Source organism: Pelistega indica, assembly GCF_000506865.1.
GTDB classification, from domain to species: domain Bacteria; phylum Pseudomonadota; class Gammaproteobacteria; order Burkholderiales; family Burkholderiaceae_B; genus Taylorella; species Taylorella indica.
Window position 1 is genome coordinate 20,829 of sequence record NZ_AYSV01000070.1, and the last position, 19,678, is coordinate 40,506.

Consider the following 19,678-nt stretch of genomic DNA (forward strand, 5'->3'; position numbering starts at 1 on the left):
AGAATATTATGACCTGTTTTTTAGGTAGAATGAATCATCATAGATTAAAAATCACAAAATTTAAACATTGTGATAGTATGTGCAAGGGAAAAATATGTCTTTATTTGAAGATCTGCAGCAAGTTGTGGGTGAGGAGTTTGTGCTAAGTGGTGAAGAAGCTACACCATTTTTGACAGATTGGCGAGGTCGTTTTACAGGAAAAGCTTTGGCAGTCGTCCGTCCGGCTAATGTAGAAGAGATTGCTGATGTGGTGCGCCTGTGCCAACAATATGTTACCCCCATTGTGACACAAGGTGGGAATACTGGCTTATGCGGAGGAGCAACGCCTGGTAATAAGGGGGATGCTGTAGTTCTACTCACTAATCGCTTAAATAATATTATCGCCATTGATACAGATAATGACACCATAACAGTAGAAGCAGGTTGTATCTTACAGACTATTCAGACAGCAGCTGAGGAGGTTGGACGACTTTTTCCTTTAAGCTTGGCGTCTGAAGGGAGTTGTACAATCGGTGGTAATTTAGCGACTAATGCTGGTGGAACACAAGTAGTACGCTATGGGAATGCCAGAGACTTAACGCTAGGATTGCAAGTAGTGACAGCAGAGGGTGAAATTTGGAATGGTCTAAAAGGACTACGCAAAGATAATACTGGTTATGATTTGCGCGACTTATTTATTGGGAGTGAAGGAACTTTAGGAATTATTACAGCAGCTACCTTAAAACTATTTCCAAAACCTCAAGCTATTCGCACGGCGTTATTAGCTATTAAGGATGTTGATGCGGCCGTTCACGTATTGTCAGTACTGAAACAAGGTTTTGGGTCATTGTTGACAGGCTTTGAATTGATTTCATCATTTTGTATAGAGAGTGTTAGGCAGCATTTACCGACGGTTAAAATTCCTTTTGAGGTCAATAAATCACCATGGTATGTATTGATTGAAATTTCTGATCATGAAGACCAAGATCATGCTAATCAATTAGTAGAAAAGGTGATTGGTAACGCTATCGAGCAAGGAGTTGTGCAGGATGCTATTATTGCTCAAACAGTTCAACAAAGTAATGACTTATGGCATATCCGTGAGAGTATTCCTTTTGCTGAAATCAAAGTGGGTAAGGGGATTAAGCATGATATTGCTATTCCAATTTCGCAAGTAAGTGCTTTTATTGAGCAAACTAATGCGTTACTTCAAGAGCGTTTTCCAGGGGTACAACATATTGTATTTGGTCATTTAGGTGACGGTAATTTACACTATAATGTTGGAGCACCTGATGGACAGGAAGAAGGTTTCTTAGACTTACAAAAAGAGATGAACACAATTGTCTATGATAGTGTTGCTCGGTTTGATGGATCAATCTCTGCTGAACATGGTATTGGTCAATTGAAGAAAGATATTTTGCCTGATTATAAAGATGAGATTGGGTTGGCATTAATGAGGAAAATTAAGAGAGCCTTAGATCCTAATGCTATTTTGAACCCGGGCAAGGTAATTAGTAGTGTGGAATTATATTAGTACAGTATGAATATAGCTAAACGTAGGTTATTCATTAGTCTTGTCGCAAGCTTTCTTGTTGAAAGTGTGTTAGCACAAAATACCACAGTTGAGTCGGTCGGTGAAAACAATTCACCGATGCACATGACGGTCAATGAGCATGCGCATTCTTTTTCTGTGAATAAAAAAAATCAAGAAAATGATGTAGATCCGGACAAAATTCAAAGTATTTTGACGATAGAAACTGCTTTGGTAGATGGGAACTATGCTTATGCCGCTCAGGAAGCGTTGAATTTTACTAAGTCATATGAAGTAGTACCTTGGATTGCTGAAATTGCCACTAGTTATTATTATTCCGAAGGCAAATATGAACAGGCTTATGAAGCGGTTAGATATTGGTATAAAGAAGATCCTGATAATGAGGAAGTAGCTAATCTATATATGCTATTACTGGGTGAAACAGGTAAAGAAGATGAGTTAGTTCAGGTATTGCAACAGAATTTAAAAACAGCAGCTAAGGATAAAATTGAGGATAAATTAAGTGATAATGCTGCTATTTTGAGTGAGTTAAAAGATAAGAATAAAGCGTTAAAATTATTTGAAGATAGTACTAAACCATTTGCATTTTCCTCAACAAATTATCACCTTTTATATGCTGATTTTGCGATAGAAGCTGATAAGGACGATTTGGCATGGCAGGAAACATTTAAAGCCATTGATACGAATCCAACCTCTGAGGATGCAGCAATTCGAGTGTTAAGCCTTGCACAAGGTCCAAAACGAGCGCAGGGTATGGCATTTGTCAAAGAATTTCTGAAAAAAAATCCTGACAATCGTATTTTATCACTGAGTTATATTAATGAACTTAGTAAGGATAACGCTTATGATGAGGCAATTGCTGAAATAAGTAAATTGCAAAAGCGTAACCCTAAAGATAGTGAGTTATTGTATTTCCAAGCATTAATCCACTACGATGCACAAGATTGGACTCATGCACGTAAGGTATTAAGTCAATTTATTGACTTAACGGTAAAAAAACTTGCCGCCGAAAAAGTAAAAAAACAGATTAATAAGAAAGTTACCGAAAAGGTTAATGACGATACAAATATTGACACGGCTATTAGTAGCGAGGAAAGCGATAGTATAAAAGCGAACAATGGCGACTCTGCAAATGTCACTAGTCCTTCTTCATTAGAAGACTCATTGTTAGATGCTCGTAAGTTAATGGTATCTATTTTAAAAGCAGAAAAAAAATATCGTTTAGCCTTAAATCAAATCGACTTAATTAAGGCGGATAAATTAGATGCTAACATGCTGATGGAAAAAGCCCAGCTATTAGCAAATTTGAGTGATGTGCGTCAGGCTTTATCCGTATTAGAAAATGCGACGATTGCGTTTCCAGAAAGCAGAGGAAATATTCTTTGGTTTGGAGGAAATCTGTTAAATGAGTCGGGTCGTACTGATCAGGCTGTTGTATATTACAACGATGCACTCAAAGAGTTGCCTGAAAGTGCTGATATTAAATATGCCTTGGCGATGCTTTATGAAAAAAGAGGTGAGGTGTGGCCAGCAGAAAAATTGCTGAGGGAAGTGATTAAATCAGAGCCAAATATGGCTGATGGTTATAATGCGCTAGGTTATATTTATGCAGACAGAAACTATAATTTAGAAGAAGCAGAACAATTACTCACGGAAGCATTGCGTATAGATGCATCAAATCCTTATATTCTTGATAGTATGGGGTGGTTACAATATCGGTTAAAAAACTATGACTCTGCGATGCAATATTTGGAGCGAGCATACGATATTGAACAACAGCCCATTATTGCCGCTCACTTAGCGGATGTCTACAATACCTTAGGGGAACAAAAAAGAGCTAAGGATATCCTTGATTATGGCTTGTCTAATTACCCCTCAGACCCAATTTTGCTAGAAACTAGTAAACGATTGAATTTGGATAAGAAATGATGAAAAAATTAATCAGATTAATGAGTGTTCTTACAGTAGCTACATTGGCGGCTTGTTCGAGTTTAGCACCACAACAGCCTAGCCAAGGAACTGGTGTGAATGCACAAAACGCCATACAAAGAACAGGTAAATTTGCGTTATTGGTATTTGATAAAACACAAGATAAAAATACAGATTCTGTGCAAGGTAATTTCTTATGGAATGGTGTAGGTGAAAACGTTGTTCTTGACTTGAGTAGCCCACTAGGACAGACCTTAGCCAGAGTCGAGGTATTGCCAGGATATTCAAAATTAACACGATCTTCTGGCGAAGTGTTTGAAGCTCCCAATCCAGATGCGTTAGTGGCACAAGTGATAGGGCAAGAAATTCCAGTGAGTGGTTTACGTTATTGGATTAAAGGCCAAAAGATTCCTAATCAGCCGTTGATCGAAGAATCTCATGATAACGCTGGTAAATTAACTTCTTTTAAACAAGCAGGTTGGGATGTCACTATGAGTGACTACGATAGTATCGGTCCGACTAAGTTTAATCTTATCCGTAACCAAACGACAGAAAGAATTAAGATTCGTTTGATTGTTCAATAGAATCTTAATTGTTTTAATTATATTGACCTTATTGGACTCTTAGAAAATTTACCACCATGAGTGATTATTCAGCCTTAGCACCTGCTAAATTAAATTTGTTTTTGCATGTTAATGGGCGTCGAGCTGACGGATATCATCAATTGCAATCACTATTTGTGATGGTGGATTTGTGCGATAAATTGGATTTTACTGTGCGCTCTGACGGTATTATTCGGCGCGTTAACCAAATTGAAGGTATTCCAGAAGAGTCTGACCTAGTGATTAAGGCAGCAAAACTGCTCCAAACATATAGCCAACGTAAATTGGGGGCAAACATTTATGTGGATAAAATTATTCCTAGTGGTGCTGGCTTAGGGGGAGGTTCTAGTGATGCTGCAACGACCTTAATGGCGTTAAATCATTTATGGCAATGTGGCTTGTCTCAGCAAACTTTAGCTAAGCTTGGGTTGGAATTGGGGGCTGATGTTCCTTTTTTTATTTTTGGACAATCAGCTATTGCAAGTGGTGTTGGTGAGCAATTAACTGCCTTTGAATTGAAGCCTCAATGCTATCTTATTTTAAGGCCTGCCCTTTCGATTCCCACGGCATTGATTTTTAAAGATAGTGACTTAAAAAGAGACACTACAGTTTTATCCGATCAGCAATTACAAACGTTAAAGGTAGGTATTGAACAGGGAAGATTGGTGGGGCATAATGACTTGGAGCCTATAGCCTTTAAGCTGTATCCCGATTTACAAACGATGATTTCTTTGCTTAATCAGGAAGGCTTTACGTTTCGTATGACAGGGTCTGGGTCATGTTTTTTTATGCCATGTGGTAATGAACAAGAGGGGTTAATGGCGAAAGAAAAATTATTAACCCTATTGTCGCAGTCGTCTTTGGCATTGCCAATTGAAAATATTTTCCTTGTGCGTACTTTAAGGACTCATCCAATACAAGCATGAAGAACCGTTAAGTATTCAGTGAAGATTAATTTTTAATAAATAGTTACGCAAAAAACTGAGAGAGCAACATTAAAAGGAACGATTTTTAAAAGGAACGATTTTTTTTGTTATCTGAAAAACATTGTTTTGTTGTTTTTTTTTTAACTTTTTCTGAAAATTTAGTGTAAAACACTATGCAACAATTAAGAAATGGTTCATAATTTAGTTCTTGTCAGGCAAGCAATCTAAGCAGTCTTGATAAAGATACAGTGTTGGGGCGTCGCCAAGCTGGTTAAGGCACCGGATTTTGATTCCGGCATGCGAAGGTTCGAATCCTTCCGCCCCAGCCAACACTTATTGGACCGTTTATGCTACATCCTTTTGGTTGTTGGGATAAGCGGTTTTTTTATTTAAAATCTCACGCCTCTATATTCTATTACTACCATGCCTACGAATAACTTCATGATTTTTACGGGGACAGCTAATCCAAAATTGGCTGCAGATGTTGCTAATCACTTAAGTATGCCACTAGGTAAAATGACGGTTGGTCGTTTTTCTGATGGCGAGGTGATGGTAGAAATTTTAGAAAATGTGCGTGGTAGAGAAGTGTTTGTTTTACAACCGACATGTGCACCGACCAATGATAATCTGATGGAGATTATGGTAATGGTTGATGCTTTGCGTCGTGCCTCTGCTGGAACAATTACGGCAGCTATACCATATTTTGGTTATGCAAGACAAGATCGTCGCCCACGTTCTGCTCGTGTGGCAATTACCGCAAAGGTTGTGGCGAATATGTTGCAAGCGGTTGGTGTTAATCGTGTATTGACGATGGATTTACATGCAGATCAAATCCAAGGTTTCTTTGATATTCCCGTGGATAATATTTATGCAAGCCCTGTTTTATTAGAAGATATTGCTAGTCGTAAATATGAAGATTTAGTCGTTGTCTCTCCTGATATTGGTGGTGTGGTGCGAGCTCGTGCATTGGCAAAACAATTAGAAACAGACTTGGCTATTATTGATAAGCGTCGTCCTAGAGCAAACGTCTCTGAAGTGATGAATATTATTGGTGATATTCAAGGTCGTACTTGTTTAATTATGGACGATATGGTGGATACAGCAGGTACGCTAACTAAAGCGGCTGCTGCCTTAAAAGAAAGAGGTGCGAAAGCTGTTTATGCTTACTGTACGCATCCAGTATTATCTGGTGAGGCAATTCCACGTATTACGGCTTCTGAGATTGATGAGTTAGTTGTGACAGATACGATTCCTTTATCTGAAGCAGCAGCAAACTGTGGTAAAATTCGTCAATTATCAACGGCTGCTTTATTGGGTGAAACTATCTCTCGTATTTCTACAGCAGAGTCAGTGAGCTCAATGTTTGCAGAATAATTTTTATTGGGTTGTTGCTGGTCGCGGTGACAACCTTTTTCCTTGCCTTTGATTGATTCAAGGCTTTTTTATTTTTTTAATCGGAGTTATCCATGAAATTTACAGCAACTTCACGTAGCGTACAGGGATCGAGTGCGAGCCGCCGCCTGCGCCGTGCTGGTCGTTTACCAGGTATCGTTTACGGTGGTAAAGGTGAAGCATTAAGCATTGAGCTAGATCACAATGAAATCTATCATGCAGTTCGTAAAGAAGAGTTCCATGCTTCTGTATTAGATATGCATTTAGACGGTAAAGTTGAAACAGTATTATTACGTGCTGTTCAATGGCATGCTTACAAACCACAAGTTTTACACGTTGACTTCCAACGCGTTGATGCCTCTCAAAAACTTCATACAAAAGTGCCTTTACACTTTGTTAATGAAGAAAACTCTCCTGCCGTTAAATTGCACGGTAATAATATTTCTCGTATCGTAACCGAAGTAGAAATTTCTTGCTTACCAAAAGATTTACCACAATTTATCGAAGTAGATCTAAGTGAGTTAGATAATGCTGGCGTGGTACACTTGAGCAATGTTAAAGTACCAAAAGGCGTTGAATTTATCGTTCACGGTGATGACCCTGTGATTGCTTCTGCCGTTGTTCCTGCAGGTGGTTCTGAAGTAGCAGAAGAAGGTGATGCAGCTGCTGATAAAAATGAAGGCGAAGCTGCTGCTGAATAATTAGGTATTTGTTAATATAGTTTAACGAATTATCTATCTGACCCCCGTTGTTCCTAACTGCGGGGGTTTTTGTTCATAAGGAGATTTTGCATGGAACCTATTCGTTTAATTGTTGGTCTTGGAAATCCAGGAATAGAGTATGAGGCTACTCGTCATAATGTTGGGTTTTGGTTAGTAGATCAATTAGCTGAGAGTTATAAGGCTAGTTTTAATGTTGAGCCTGGTTTTTTTGGTTTGGTCGCAAAATTTAAAACACTAGAAGGTAATATATACTTATTAAAGCCATCTACCTATATGAACAGGTCTGGTCAAGCCGTAAGAGCCTTGGCTCAGTTTTATAAAATTACTACAGAACAGATTTTGGTGTTACATGATGAACTTGATCTGATGCCCGGTGAGGTAAAATTAAAAAAAGGTGGGGGGCATGCGGGTCATAATGGTTTAAGAGATATACAAGCCCAACTGGGTAGTCCGGATTTCTGGCGTATTAGAATTGGCGTTGGGCATCCACGTAAGTTGGGCTTAAGTCAACAGGTGGCTGATTATGTATTGCATCCGCCGCGAAAAGAAGATATGCCATTTTTGGAAGATAGTTTGATGCGGGCGAGGGTGTCTATTGATGCTTTGTTGCGAGGTGATAAAAATTTAGCCTCTCGAGCATTGTCTGAGCATAAGGATAAGTAATGCGTACGTTTAAACAAGACTTGCTAGAGTATTGGCAATATATGAAAAAACCTACGCTCAATGTGCGTATAGAGGGGCGTCGTGGTAGTGGTTGGTGGAGTGACCTAAAAATACATACACCGTTTACACTATTATTTAAATGGTTAATTTTTTTATGGGGAATGAATGTTTTTGTACTTGCCCCTATTGCGATGGGAGTCTCTGGTTCATTGGGGGCCAATCATAAACTTCATAGTTTATATGTTCCCATCCTATTTTTTATGGCAGCAATATGGGCGCCTTTGGTAGAAGAATTACTATTTCGTTATAGCTTGCGACGACCAAAATTAATCATTCTCTATGTCGGTGCAATGATTTATGTGTTTAGTAATGGTATCAGAGTCATGAGTTTAGCTGTGGTTATGGTATTATTAGCCCTGTTTCTACTGTTTGATTTATTTAATCTGACCACAGAAAAACAGGCGTTACCGTATAGATGGCGAAAAGTTTATATTAAGATTTTTCCATTTGTATTTCATATTTCTGTATTTATTTTTGCAAGTATGCATTTATGGAATTATGAATTAACACCGGGTAGTGCACAAAAAGAATGGTATTTATTGCCATTTTTGATTTTGCCTCAATGGTTAACCGGTAGTGTTTTGGCATGGATGAGAGTAAGAGATAGTTTTGTGACTCCAGTGGTGATGCACGCTATGTTTAATGGAGTTCCTGCTTTGCTTTTAGCGATTTTATGGTGGATAAATCCTTCCATAATGGCAAGTGTATTATAGAAATATTGAGATAAATGAACGAGAGTGTTTCTTGTTTAAATAAAATTTTTTAAGGATTGTTATGGCTTTACAGTGTGGTATTGTTGGATTACCTAATGTTGGAAAATCAACGCTTTTTAATGCATTGACCAAAGCGGGTATTGCTGCAGAAAATTATCCTTTCTGTACTATTGAACCTAATGTTGGTATTGTTGAGGTACCAGATACTCGTTTAAAACAGTTAGCAGAAATTGTAAAACCTGAACGTATTTTGCCTGCCACGGTTGAGTTTGTGGATATTGCTGGTCTAGTAGCTGGGGCTTCAAAAGGAGAGGGCTTGGGCAACCAATTCTTAGCAAATATTAGAGAAACAGATGCCGTTGTGCATGTGGTACGTTGTTTTGAAGATCCTAATGTGGTACATGTTGCTGGCAAAGTAGATCCGATTAATGATATTGAAGTGATTAATACTGAATTGGCTTTAGCGGATTTAGCATCAGCAGAAAAAGCGTTATTAAAATCTCAAAAAGTTGCTCGTGCTGGAGATAAAGAGGCGCAGAAATTAACGGCAGTATTAGAAAAAATTGTTCCTGTACTTAATGAAGCTAAAGCTATCCGTTCGTTACAATTAGATGATGAAGAACTTGCTATTATCAAACCTTATGGATTTATTACAGCAAAACCTGCTATGTATGTGGCCAATGTAAAAGAAGATGGCTTTGACAATAATCCCCATCTTGATGCAGTCAAAAAATATGCTGAATCTGAAAATTCCCCTGTTGTTGCCGTTTGCGCAGCGATTGAGGCAGAGATTGCTGATTTGGAAGATGAGGATAAAGAAATGTTTTTGGCTGATATGGGTATGCAAGAGCCAGGCTTAAATCGCGTGATTCGTGCCGGGTTCAAACTACTTGGGCTGCAAACATACTTTACTGCGGGTGTTAAAGAAGTTCGTGCTTGGACAATTAAGATCGGTGATACAGCTCCTAAAGCAGCAGGTGTGATTCATACCGACTTTGAACGCGGCTTTATTCGTGCCCAAACAATTGCCTTTGAAGATTTTATCCAATATAAGGGTGAGCAAGGTGCTAAGGAAGCCGGTAAAATGCGTGCAGAAGGTAAGGACTATATCGTGAAAGACGGTGATGTTTTAAATTTCTTATTTAATGTATAAGTGAATTTGACACCGCCGATATTGATAGGACTAGATAATGAAGAAGTGGTTTAAACGCATAGTAGTGAGCTGTGTCGTTTTATTGGTGGTAGCCTTTATTGGGGTAGCTGTTTTTATTTTAAATTTGGATCCAACCGCATATAAAAATAAATTAGCTCAATTGATAAAAGAACAATATAACCGTGAATTAGTCGTTGATGGGGATATTAATTTATCACTTTTCCCTAGAATAGGGTTGTCTCTTGAAGACGTTTCTTTATCTGAACAGGGAAGTTCTACTGTTTTTGCTGATATCAAGCATGCCAAAATGGCTGTGGCATTGTGGCCGTTAATGTCTAATCGATTCTTAGTAGATCATTTAGATATTGATGGTTTTAATATGCATATTGAGAAAGACGAAAATGGTAAGTTTAATTTTGATAATCTATTGGACTTCTCTTTAGCAAAATCGGTTCCTATTATTCCAAATATTCACTCACTTAATAAAACGGTATCAGAGCGAGTTGAACAAACAGATTTTAAAATTGATATTGCTGGTCTTACACTGAATAATGGTCAGGTTACCCTACAAGATAAGCAACGGGATTATAACGTCCAGCTTCAAAATATGGGTGTAAGAACAGGGCGTATTACGGCAGGACAGGCATTTGATTTAAATTTGAATGCCGATGTTAAAGGTGATAAACCCGATGTAGACAGTAAGTTGGTGTTAAACGGGCTTATGCTATTGAATCCTCAAGATAATAAATATGAGTTTAATCGTTTAAAAGCGGACTTAAAGGGTAGGTGGAATGATTTAGACTTAACGGAAACCACAGCTGAGGGGTCTGTTGTATTTGATTCTAATTTAAATGCCTTGGTGGGCAAAAATTTAGAATTAACTATTCAGGGTAACGGTTTAGAAAAATCAACGATTGATACGTTGAGCGCAGGATTTGAAGCACCTGTTTTGAATTATGATGTTCCTAAAATTAGTTTAGCTTTAAATAATTTTAATGTTAAAGCAAATGTTATCAGAAAAGATAAGCAAACAGTAGATATTAATTTTGGTGCGCCTGAGCTTAATATTTCACCTGAGGTTGCAGGGGGTGAACCAGTTAAAGGTAAAGTGTCAGTTAATACGTTACAGCAACAACTGAATTTAGAAATTCTTTTGGATAAAATTTCTGGAACTGCCTCGTCCTTGCGTGTAAAAAATGTACAGGTTAAGGGCTTATATAATGTCGATAAAAGCCATTCTTTAAAACTCAATTTGGAATCGCCAGGCTCTATAAGTCTATTTGAACAATCAATAGATTTACCTACTATCTTAGGAAATATTGAACTTAATGAGCAGCCAAAGGGACGTCAGGTTATTCCTCTGACAGGTAATATACAAACTTTTTTCAATAAACAACAAACCAATTTCTTATTGAATGCGTTGCTATCTCAGGGGGATATTAGTGTCACTGGATCTGTCAAAAATCTTTTTAAACCACAAGTTACTTTTGATGTTCAGGCAAAAGAATTTGATTTGGAAGCTTTTTTAAATGATCTGAGTGCTCCTCTTAAAGAATTGGTTAAGGATAAGCCGAGCACAGAAGTGGCGCCTGTTACTGCAGCCAAACAAGTAAAACCTTCGAGTGAAACGTCTCATGCTAATGTAGAACAAAAACAAGCATTAACGGTTAAACAATTGTTGTTGTCGCGATTAAGTGGTGTGGGGACCTTCAATTTTCAAAAAGTTACCTATGATAATCTTATCTTAGATGATTTAGGGGCAACATTAAATTTTGATTATAACAATGTCAATGTCAAGTCTGTGAGAGCGAATTTGTTTGGGGGTTCTGTTTATGCTAACGGGGCTTATACAGTCGATCAGCAGTACTTAGAGGGTGATATAAATTTATCAGATATTCAGTCGCAGAAAATTTTTGATTACTTTCATAGAGATTCATTTATAGAAACACCGGTGAAGGCAAAAATCCTTTTTTCTTCTCAAGGTAGTTCTGATGATGAGCTAATTAAAAATATGGTGGCTGATATTGATTTAGAGTCGGGACAAGGGACACTAAAAGGACTGAATCTTGAATCAATTCTTAAAAATCCTGAAGACTATATGAATCCGTGGAATTTAAAAGTGCCTCTGGTAAATAATCCTGATGAACAAATGACGTTTAATAAGATTAAGTTGGTGGGTAAGATTAAAAATGAATTGCTGACTATCCAGCAGGGAATCATAAATTCCTCGGCTGTTGATTTTAAAACTAAAGAAGGAGAAGCCAATTTTCAATTGGCAAGTGACTACCTTTATGTACCAGGGGTCATTGAAACAAAAGTTCCTCTAAAAGTTAAAAAGGGATTGGTAACTGTGCAGGTTAAAAAAGCAACGTTACCTATCTTGATTGAGGGTAAGTTATCTGATTTGAAGGCACAACTTGATGTTGGTACCTTAGTGGTTCCGTCATTGAATCGGTAAAAAATATTAGAAGAAGAGAAAAGGGAGAGAGTTAAAGAATGTATACGCCCATTATGCAGTGTCCTGCTGTGCAGAATAAGGAAGTAGTTGAGGATTATCAAAATCGGTGGGTTTTGCTTGATGAGGATAATAAATTATTATCTAAAGACCATCCAAAAATAGTAGATATGACTCTTGATATCAAATTTGGTTATTTGGTTATCCGTGCCCCAGGAATGTTACGCTTAGATATTCCCATGGATGTCCTTGAGGATGATGAGAGTGCTATTGAAACGATTGCTGATGAGAGATTGGGCTCAAAACGAGTGGTGAGTGAAGGTGACTTAGCTGCACAATGGTTAAGTGTGTATTTTGGCAGACCAGTGCGTCTCATGAAAATCATTGTGTAAATATAGTACACAAAAAAGGGTTTTTGTAAAGACAAATGATTAAGTGTGCTATGTCATCAACAAATTGACTGAAATATTTAATTAATTTGAAACAAGCTCCTCATAAGCTTAGCTAAAATGCTACAATCTACAAGTTTATAAACTTTTTTATCTTTTTAAAATAGGCGGCTATTCATGAATATTGCTGAATATTTCCCTGTGTTACTGTTCATCCTTGTTGCAACGGGATTGGGTGGTTTCTTGCTCTTTGCAGGTTCTTTTTTAGGTCCCCGTAAGCCTGGTACTGAAAAAGATTCTCCTTATGAGTGTGGTTTTGAAGCATTTGAAGATGCGCGTATGCGTTTTGATGTGCGCTATTATTTAGTGGCTATTCTTTTTATTTTGTTTGATTTAGAGTTAGCTTTCTTATTCCCATGGGCAATTGCTAATGGTCATGTAGGTTTGGTCGGCTTTGGTACAGCAATGCTGTTCTTAGTGATTTTGACAGTCGGTTTTATCTACGAGTGGAAAAAAGGTGCTTTAGACTGGGATTAAACTCTTAGGAAGTCGATTATTATGGAAGAACAATTAAATAATAAAGGTTTTTTAGTTACTAGCACTGATGCAGTAATGAACTGGGTAAAAACTGGTTCTATGTGGCCGATGACTTTTGGTCTAGCCTGTTGTGCGGTGGAAATGATGCATGCAGGTGCCGCACGTTACGATTTAGACCAATTTGGTATAATTTTCCGCCCAAGTCCTCGCCAATCTGATGTCATGATTGTGGCTGGTACATTATGCAATAAAATGGCGCCTGCTCTACGTAAAGTATATGATCAGATGGCAGAGCCTCGTTGGGTAGTTTCGATGGGGTCCTGTGCTAATGGTGGTGGTTATTATCACTATTCATATTCTGTGGTGCGTGGATGCGATCGAGTTGTTCCAGTAGATATTTATGTGCCTGGTTGTCCTCCAACAGCCGAGGCACTTGTTTATGGTTTGTTGCAATTACAAAATAAAATCCGTCGTACTAATACTATTGCTCGAGAAGCATAGAATTGGCGAGCTAACTTAAAATGGTATCGAAATGACGCATTTAGAAACTTTAGAAAATAGATTACGTGAACAATTTGGTGAGTCTTTTCCGTTGACTATCAAGCATGGTGAAGTCACCTTAGAAGTTCCTGTCGCACAATGGGTGAAAACCTGTACGCAGCTTAGAGATCATCCTTCTCTTAAATTTGAAGTGGGGATTGATTTGGCAGGCGTGGATTATTTAAATTATGGTCTGCCTGGTAATGGTCCGAAGACTCCTTTTCCTGGTCGCTTTGCTGCAGTCGTACACTTGCTATCAATTACGCATAACTGGCGCTTGCGTGTGCGTGTATTTGCAACGGATGATGATTTACCAATGTTGCCTTCATTGGTAGAGGTATGGCCGAGTTTAGGATGGTTTGAAAGAGAGGCGTTTGATATGTTTGGTATCCTGTTTGAGGGACATCCAGACTTACGTCGTATTTTGACAGACTATGGTTTTATCGGTCATCCATTCCGTAAAGATTTCCCATTATCTGGTTACGTAGAAATGCGTTATGACCAAGAGAGTCAACGTGTTATTTATCAACCAGTCACTATTGAGCCTCGTGAGATTACACCACGTGTAATTCGTGAAGAGGGTTATGGAGCAGGACGATAAGATTATGTCAGATATTAAAAGTTATACCCTGAACTTTGGTCCTCAGCACCCTGCAGCACATGGTGTGTTACGTTTAATCCTAGAATTAAATGGTGAGGTTATTCAACGAGCGGATCCACATATTGGTTTATTGCATCGTGGTACTGAAAAATTAGCTGAATCTAAAACGTTCTTGCAGGCCTTGCCTTATATGGATCGTTTGGACTACGTATCTATGCTGAGTAATGAGCACGCTTATGTGATGGCAATTGAGCGTTTAATGGGTATTGAGGTGCCTATTCGTGCTCAATATATCCGAGTTATGTTTGATGAAATTACTCGTATCCTTAATCACCTAATGAGTGTGGGTACGCATGCACTTGACGTCGGGGCGATGGCAGTAATGCTTTATGCATTCCGTGAACGTGAGGATTTAATGGACTGTTACGAAGCGGTATCAGGTGCTCGTATGCATGCAGCTTACTATCGTCCTGGTGGTGTATATCGTGATTTGCCAGATACAATGCCAAAACACGAGATTGACTCAAAATATCGTAGTGTTCGAGAATTAAAACGCTTAAATGCAAATCGTGAAGGTTCTTTATTGGACTTTATTGAAGACTTCACATTGCGTTTCCCTAAATGTGTGGATGAGTATGAAACGCTTTTAACAGATAATCGTATTTGGAAGCAACGTTTAGTGGGTATTGGTGTTGTTGAACCTGAACGTGCTAAACAATTAGGTTTTTCTGGTGTTATGTTACGAGGTTCGGGTGTTGAATGGGATTTACGTCGCAAACAACCTTATGAAGTTTATGATCGACTAGAGTTTAATGTTCCTGTTGGTGTAAATGGTGACTGCTATGATCGTTACTTAGTGCGTGTTGCCGAAATGCGTGAGAGTAATCGAATTATTGCCCAATGTGTTAAATGGTTGAAAAATAATCCAGGCCCTGTAATTACAGATGATCATAAGATTGCTCCACCAAAAAGAGCAGATATGAAAACAGGGATGGAAGATTTGATTCACCATTTCAAACTTTTCACTGAAGGCTATTCAGTTCCTGCAGGTGAAGTATATTCTGCAGTTGAGCATCCGAAAGGTGAGTTTGGTATTTATATGGTATCTGACGGTGCGAATAAGCCTTATCGCTTGAAAATTCGTGCGCCAGGGTTTGTGCACTTGCAATCATTAGATGAAATGTCACGTGGACATATGTTGGCAGATGCAGTCACGATTATCGGTACTCAAGATATTGTGTTTGGTGAAATTGACCGCTAGCGTTGTACTAGCAAATTATTTGGAACAATAACTATGTTGCTTTCAGAACAGGCTTATAAATTGATTGATATTGAATTGGCGAAATATCCAGCCGATCAGCGTCAGTCAGCAGTCATGTCAGCATTGCGTATTGCGCAAACTGAGAAAGGCTGGGTTTCTCCAGAAATCATTGATGATGTCGCTAACTATATTGGTATGCCTCCTATTGCGGTACAAGAGGTAGCGACATTTTATAATATGTATGACCTTAAACCAGTGGGTCGTTTCAAAATTACTGTTTGTACAAACTTGCCGTGTGCTTTAAGAGACGGTGAAAAAACACTGGATTACCTAAAAGAACAATTGGGTATTGATGTGAATGAAACAACACCAGATGGGCTAGTTACTCTTAAAGAGGGTGAATGTATGGGCGCCTGTGGTGATGCACCTGTTTTATTGGTCAATAACCATCATATGTGTGTTCGCATGTCAAAAGAGCGCATTGATGAGATGTTAGCTGATATTCGCAAAGAGGGGCAAGCATGAGTTTTTTAGATAAGTATTCTCATGGTCTAGCACCAAATCCAGGCAATGATTTAGTCAATAGTATGGCACTGCACGGACGCCATATTAAGCCTCAAATTCTTGCTGATTTGAATGGTGATAACTGGCATCTTGAGGATTATATTAAACGGGGTGGTTACGAAGCTGTTCGTAAAATTCTCACAACAGGCATGACTCAAGAAGAAGTGATTGCTGAAGTAAAAGCATCTGGTTTACGTGGTCGTGGTGGTGCAGGTTTCCCGACAGGTCTAAAGTGGAGCTTTATGCCTCGTTCTTTCCCGGGTCAAAAATATATTGTTTGTAACTCGGATGAAGGTGAACCAGGAACATTCAAAGACCGTGATATTTTACGTTTTAATCCTCATGCAGTGATTGAAGGTATGATTATTGCTGGTTTTGCTATGGGTGTTAGTGTCGGTTATAACTATATCCACGGTGAAATTTTCGAAATCTATCAACGTTTTGAACAAGCATTAGAAGAGGCGAGAGCAGCTGGTTTCCTAGGGGCTAATATTCTAGGAACAGATTTCAGCTTTCAGCTTCACGCTCATCATGGTTATGGTGCTTATGTATGCGGTGAAGAAACTGGTCTTTTAGAATCATTAGAAGGTAAAAAAGGTCAGCCACGTTTTAAACCACCGTTCCCAGCAAGCTTTGGTTTATATGGTAAACCAACAACGATTAATAATACTGAAACCTTTGCGGCTGTACCATGGATTATTCGCAATGGTGGTCAAGCGTATGCTGAGGTAGGTATTCCAAATAATGGTGGTACAAAATTATTCTCTATCACCGGTGATGTAGAGCGTCCAGGAACTTACGAGATTCCTTTAGGTACTCCATTTTCTACATTGTTGGAGTTGGCTGGCGGTATGCGAAATGGAGCTAACCTAAAAGCTGTTATTCCTGGTGGATCAAGTGCACCAGTGATTCCAGGCAATATTATGATGGATTTAACCATGGATTATGACTCTATTTCAAAAGCAGGTTCAATGCTAGGGTCTGGTGCTGTAATCGTGATGGATGATACACGATGCATGGTCAAATCATTATTGAGATTATCTTATTTCTATTATGAAGAAAGCTGTGGTCAATGTACTCCTTGTCGTGAGGGTACTGGTTGGCTATATCGGATTGTGAATAGAATTGAGCATGGACAGGGTCGTCAAGAAGATTTAGACATGCTAGATACAGTAGCGGGTAATATTATGGGGCGTACGATTTGTGCGCTAGGTGATGCCGCTGCAATGCCAGTACGTGGTTTCTTAAAACATTATCGTGATGAATTTGCGCACCACATTGAACATAAAAAATGTGTTGTAGCTCCTTATAAGTAGGTCAAAAATGGTTGAATTGACTATTGATGGTAAAACAGTATCAGTTCCTGACGGTAGCATGGTAATGCATGCAGCCAACGAACTCGGTATTTATGTGCCACATTTTTGCTATCACAAGAAGTTATCTATTGCAGCTAACTGCCGTATGTGTTTAGTGGAAGTGGAAAAGGCTCCTAAAGCATTACCTGCCTGTGCAACACCAGTGACACAAGGTATGGTGGTTCATACAAACTCAGAAAAAGCAAAAGCGGCTCAAGAAGCGGTGATGGAATTTTTATTAATTAATCACCCATTAGATTGCCCAATTTGTGACCAAGGTGGTGAATGCCAGTTACAAGACTTAGCTGTTGGCTATGGTAAATCTGCTTCGCGCTATAAAGAAGAAAAACGTGTAGTGATGCATAAGTCAATGGGACCTTTGGTTTCTGCTGAGGAAATGTCGCGTTGTATTCAATGTACTCGTTGTGTTCGTTTCGGTCAGGAAGTCGCTGGTCAAATGGAACTTGGCATGTTAAATCGTGGTGAGCACTCAGAGATTACTTCATTTGTTGGTAAGGCTGTTGAGTCTGAACTATCTGGCAATATGATTGATATTTGTCCAGTGGGGGCTTTAACATCAAAACCTTTCCGTTATTCAGCGCGTACATGGGAGTTAGCTCGTCGTCGCTCTGTTAGTCCTCATGATAGTTTAGGTACTAACCTCGTTGTTCAGGTCAAAGGCGATCAAGTGATGCGTGTAGTGCCTTTTGAAAATGAAGAGGTAAATGAGTGCTGGATTAGCGATAAAGATCGTTGGTCATACGAAGGGTTGAATGTCGAAGATCGTCTCACAGTACCAATGGTGAGAGATGAGAACAATGTTTGGCGTGAGACCTCTTGGCAAGATGCACTCAAAGTGGCTACTGATGCGTTACAACAAATTGCTACTCATGACGGCCCAGAATATATTGGTGCGTTAACTAGTGAAACATCTACATTAGAAGAGTTAGCGTTACTAAAACGTTTATTCAATGGTTTAGGGTCTGCTAATGTGGATTCATTGTTGCGTAATAACGATGCGAACTTTGCGCGTGCATTCCAGGGAGCTCCTTGGTTAGGCATGCCAATCGCTGATTTAGATACAGTAGACGGTGTTGTAGTAATCGGTTCATATTTACGTAAAGATCATCCATTAATGGCACAACGTTTACGTCAAGTAGCAAAACGTGGAGCTCGTATCGTTTTAATTGATAGTTATGGTGAAGATCCTTTATTCCCTATTAGTGCTCGTTTAACAGTTGCGCCTAGTCAATTAGCTAATACAGTTGATGCTGTGGCTAAGGCAGTAGTTGCTCAAAAAGCAGGTCAGCAAGTGGATATGGCAGATCCAGTACAAGTCTTGGCAAGCCATCTAGTAGGTGGTACTAAGCCTGCTGTATTCTTAGGTAATGCAGCAGTTGCGGCACCTGATGCTTCTCAAATTGTAGCTAAGGCACAAGATTTAGCACAAGCCTATGATGCAACATTAGGCTTCCTAACTGCAGCAGCAAATACTGTGGGTGCTTATATCGTTGGTGCTGTTGCTCAAGGTGATGGATTGAGTGCTAAACAAATGGTTGATAACCAGTTAAAAGCTTATGTGGTCTTACATGCTGAGCCTAAGTTTGATATTGAAAATGGCTTACAAGCAGAGAAAACATTAGCCAATGCATTTGGTATTGCACTAACTTCCTATAAGTCAGCCGCATCTTCTTGGGCTAAAGTGATGTTACCTGTAGCGCCATTTACTGAAACATCAGGTACATTTATTAATGCAGAAGGTCGTGTACAAAGCTTTAAAGGAGTTGTTGCTTCTCAAGGTCAATCACGTCCAGCATGGAAAGTCTTGCGTGTGATGGGTAATCTTTTACAATTCTCTGGTTTTGAGCAAGAGTCATCAGAGCAAGTTCGTGATGAGTTAGTTGGTACTAGTGTAGCAGCTAAACTTAATAATAAAGTCAATGTCATTGGTCAAGAAGTTCGTCGTGGTGAAGCTGAAACAGGTTTAGAGCGTGTTGCAGAAGTATCTATTTATCGTACAGATGCTGTAGTAAGACGTGCTGAATCTTTACAAGCAACTGAGATCAGTAAAGCGCCAAAAGCACGGTTGAATGCTAATACATTAGCTTCTATGCAAGTGGCAATTGGTGATAAGGTAAGAGTGAAGTCTGCTAATGGTTCTGCAGAGTTTGTTGTTGAGGCAGACAACGACCTTGCTGACGGAACTATTCGTTTGGCTCAAGGATTTGATGAAACTGCGGTATTAGGTAATTCCTATGCCCGTTTAACTGTGGAGCGAATCTAAA

Annotated in this window: 18 protein-coding genes and 1 tRNA gene; all 19 read left to right on the forward strand. The window is 38.9% G+C overall.

What is annotated here, in order from left to right; translation table 11 throughout:
• Nucleotides 1-94 precede the first annotated feature (94 nt).
• Nucleotides 95-1,513: an FAD-binding oxidoreductase gene (locus V757_RS20110; protein ID WP_023950441.1), complete on the forward strand. Its 1,419-nt coding sequence runs from the start codon at nucleotides 95-97 to the stop codon at nucleotides 1,511-1,513.
• Nucleotides 1,514-1,519: 6 nt separating this feature from the next.
• Entirely contained in the window at nucleotides 1,520-3,460 is a 1,941-nt protein-coding gene (locus V757_RS20115) for a tetratricopeptide repeat protein (protein ID WP_023950443.1), read from the forward strand.
• On the forward strand, nucleotides 3,457-4,044 hold the full coding sequence (gene lolB, locus V757_RS20120; RefSeq protein WP_023950445.1) for a lipoprotein insertase outer membrane protein LolB: 588 nt from the start codon (nucleotides 3,457-3,459) through the stop codon (nucleotides 4,042-4,044). Before V757_RS20115 ends, lolB begins: the two co-directional genes overlap by 4 nt.
• Nucleotides 4,045-4,100: 56 nt before the next feature.
• Nucleotides 4,101-4,988: a 4-(cytidine 5'-diphospho)-2-C-methyl-D-erythritol kinase gene (gene ispE, locus V757_RS20125; RefSeq protein WP_023950446.1), complete on the forward strand. Its 888-nt coding sequence runs from the start codon at nucleotides 4,101-4,103 to the stop codon at nucleotides 4,986-4,988.
• A gap of 252 nt (nucleotides 4,989-5,240) precedes the next feature.
• Nucleotides 5,241-5,317, forward strand: a tRNA-Gln gene (locus V757_RS20130).
• Nucleotides 5,318-5,411: 94 nt separating this feature from the next.
• Nucleotides 5,412-6,362, forward strand: coding sequence for a ribose-phosphate pyrophosphokinase (locus tag V757_RS20135; protein WP_036694353.1), 951 nt, complete (start codon nucleotides 5,412-5,414; stop codon nucleotides 6,360-6,362).
• 92 nt (nucleotides 6,363-6,454) lie between these two features.
• On the forward strand, nucleotides 6,455-7,081 hold the full coding sequence (locus tag V757_RS20140; protein ID WP_023950449.1) for a 50S ribosomal protein L25/general stress protein Ctc: 627 nt from the start codon (nucleotides 6,455-6,457) through the stop codon (nucleotides 7,079-7,081).
• 90 nt (nucleotides 7,082-7,171) lie between these two features.
• The gene (gene pth, locus V757_RS20145; RefSeq protein WP_023950451.1) at nucleotides 7,172-7,765 is read left to right on the forward strand and encodes an aminoacyl-tRNA hydrolase; all 594 of its coding nucleotides are present in this window, start codon (nucleotides 7,172-7,174) and stop codon (nucleotides 7,763-7,765) included.
• On the forward strand, nucleotides 7,765-8,538 hold the full coding sequence (locus V757_RS20150) for a CPBP family glutamic-type intramembrane protease (protein ID WP_023950453.1): 774 nt from the start codon (nucleotides 7,765-7,767) through the stop codon (nucleotides 8,536-8,538). Before pth ends, V757_RS20150 begins: the two co-directional genes overlap by 1 nt.
• Nucleotides 8,539-8,599: 61 nt before the next feature.
• Nucleotides 8,600-9,691, forward strand: a complete 1,092-nt coding sequence (gene ychF / locus V757_RS20155) for a redox-regulated ATPase YchF (RefSeq protein WP_023950455.1) — start codon at nucleotides 8,600-8,602, stop codon at nucleotides 9,689-9,691.
• 37 nt (nucleotides 9,692-9,728) lie between these two features.
• On the forward strand, nucleotides 9,729-12,149 hold the full coding sequence (locus V757_RS20160) for an AsmA family protein (RefSeq protein ID WP_023950457.1): 2,421 nt from the start codon (nucleotides 9,729-9,731) through the stop codon (nucleotides 12,147-12,149).
• A 38-nt stretch (nucleotides 12,150-12,187) separates the two neighbouring features.
• Nucleotides 12,188-12,538, forward strand: coding sequence for an MOSC N-terminal beta barrel domain-containing protein (locus V757_RS20165; RefSeq protein WP_031274416.1), 351 nt, complete (start codon nucleotides 12,188-12,190; stop codon nucleotides 12,536-12,538).
• Nucleotides 12,539-12,712: 174 nt separating this feature from the next.
• Complete coding sequence (locus tag V757_RS20170; RefSeq protein WP_023950461.1) at nucleotides 12,713-13,072, forward strand: NADH-quinone oxidoreductase subunit A; 360 nt, start codon at nucleotides 12,713-12,715, stop codon at nucleotides 13,070-13,072.
• A 21-nt stretch (nucleotides 13,073-13,093) separates the two neighbouring features.
• Entirely contained in the window at nucleotides 13,094-13,573 is a 480-nt protein-coding gene (locus V757_RS20175) for a NuoB/complex I 20 kDa subunit family protein (protein ID WP_023950463.1), read from the forward strand.
• Between the two features lie 31 nt (nucleotides 13,574-13,604).
• A complete protein-coding gene (locus V757_RS20180) occupies nucleotides 13,605-14,213 on the forward strand; it encodes an NADH-quinone oxidoreductase subunit C (RefSeq protein WP_023950465.1) in 609 nt (202 codons plus the stop codon).
• A gap of 4 nt (nucleotides 14,214-14,217) precedes the next feature.
• Nucleotides 14,218-15,474, forward strand: a complete 1,257-nt coding sequence (locus V757_RS20185) for an NADH-quinone oxidoreductase subunit D (protein ID WP_031274419.1) — start codon at nucleotides 14,218-14,220, stop codon at nucleotides 15,472-15,474.
• Between the two features lie 33 nt (nucleotides 15,475-15,507).
• The gene (gene nuoE, locus V757_RS20190) at nucleotides 15,508-15,999 is read left to right on the forward strand and encodes an NADH-quinone oxidoreductase subunit NuoE (RefSeq protein ID WP_023950469.1); all 492 of its coding nucleotides are present in this window, start codon (nucleotides 15,508-15,510) and stop codon (nucleotides 15,997-15,999) included.
• Nucleotides 15,996-17,354 carry an NADH-quinone oxidoreductase subunit NuoF gene (nuoF, locus tag V757_RS20195; RefSeq protein WP_023950471.1) on the forward strand — a complete coding sequence of 453 codons (1,359 nt, stop codon included), beginning with the start codon at nucleotides 15,996-15,998 and terminating at the stop codon, nucleotides 17,352-17,354. Before nuoE ends, nuoF begins: the two co-directional genes overlap by 4 nt.
• A 7-nt stretch (nucleotides 17,355-17,361) precedes the next feature.
• Nucleotides 17,362-19,677: an NADH-quinone oxidoreductase subunit NuoG gene (nuoG, locus tag V757_RS20200; protein WP_023950473.1), complete on the forward strand. Its 2,316-nt coding sequence runs from the start codon at nucleotides 17,362-17,364 to the stop codon at nucleotides 19,675-19,677.
• The last annotated feature ends 1 nt before the right edge of the window (nucleotide 19,678 follow it).

Coding starts and splice junctions, on each gene's coding strand:
- V757_RS20180 (WP_023950465.1), top strand. CDS start 13,605: ATGACGCATTTAGAAACTTTAGAAAATAGATTACGTGAACAATTTGGT.
- V757_RS20185 (WP_031274419.1), top strand. CDS start 14,218: ATGTCAGATATTAAAAGTTATACCCTGAACTTTGGTCCTCAGCACCCT.
- V757_RS20135 (WP_036694353.1), top strand. CDS start 5,412: ATGCCTACGAATAACTTCATGATTTTTACGGGGACAGCTAATCCAAAA.
- V757_RS20140 (WP_023950449.1), top strand. CDS start 6,455: ATGAAATTTACAGCAACTTCACGTAGCGTACAGGGATCGAGTGCGAGC.
- V757_RS20160 (WP_023950457.1), top strand. CDS start 9,729: ATGAAGAAGTGGTTTAAACGCATAGTAGTGAGCTGTGTCGTTTTATTG.
- lolB (WP_023950445.1), top strand. CDS start 3,457: ATGATGAAAAAATTAATCAGATTAATGAGTGTTCTTACAGTAGCTACA.
- V757_RS20170 (WP_023950461.1), top strand. CDS start 12,713: ATGAATATTGCTGAATATTTCCCTGTGTTACTGTTCATCCTTGTTGCA.
- ychF (WP_023950455.1), top strand. CDS start 8,600: ATGGCTTTACAGTGTGGTATTGTTGGATTACCTAATGTTGGAAAATCA.
- nuoE (WP_023950469.1), top strand. CDS start 15,508: ATGTTGCTTTCAGAACAGGCTTATAAATTGATTGATATTGAATTGGCG.
- V757_RS20175 (WP_023950463.1), top strand. CDS start 13,094: ATGGAAGAACAATTAAATAATAAAGGTTTTTTAGTTACTAGCACTGAT.
- nuoG (WP_023950473.1), top strand. CDS start 17,362: ATGGTTGAATTGACTATTGATGGTAAAACAGTATCAGTTCCTGACGGT.
- V757_RS20115 (WP_023950443.1), top strand. CDS start 1,520: ATGAATATAGCTAAACGTAGGTTATTCATTAGTCTTGTCGCAAGCTTT.
- V757_RS20150 (WP_023950453.1), top strand. CDS start 7,765: ATGCGTACGTTTAAACAAGACTTGCTAGAGTATTGGCAATATATGAAA.
- pth (WP_023950451.1), top strand. CDS start 7,172: ATGGAACCTATTCGTTTAATTGTTGGTCTTGGAAATCCAGGAATAGAG.
- V757_RS20165 (WP_031274416.1), top strand. CDS start 12,188: ATGTATACGCCCATTATGCAGTGTCCTGCTGTGCAGAATAAGGAAGTA.
- ispE (WP_023950446.1), top strand. CDS start 4,101: ATGAGTGATTATTCAGCCTTAGCACCTGCTAAATTAAATTTGTTTTTG.
- nuoF (WP_023950471.1), top strand. CDS start 15,996: ATGAGTTTTTTAGATAAGTATTCTCATGGTCTAGCACCAAATCCAGGC.
- V757_RS20110 (WP_023950441.1), top strand. CDS start 95: ATGTCTTTATTTGAAGATCTGCAGCAAGTTGTGGGTGAGGAGTTTGTG.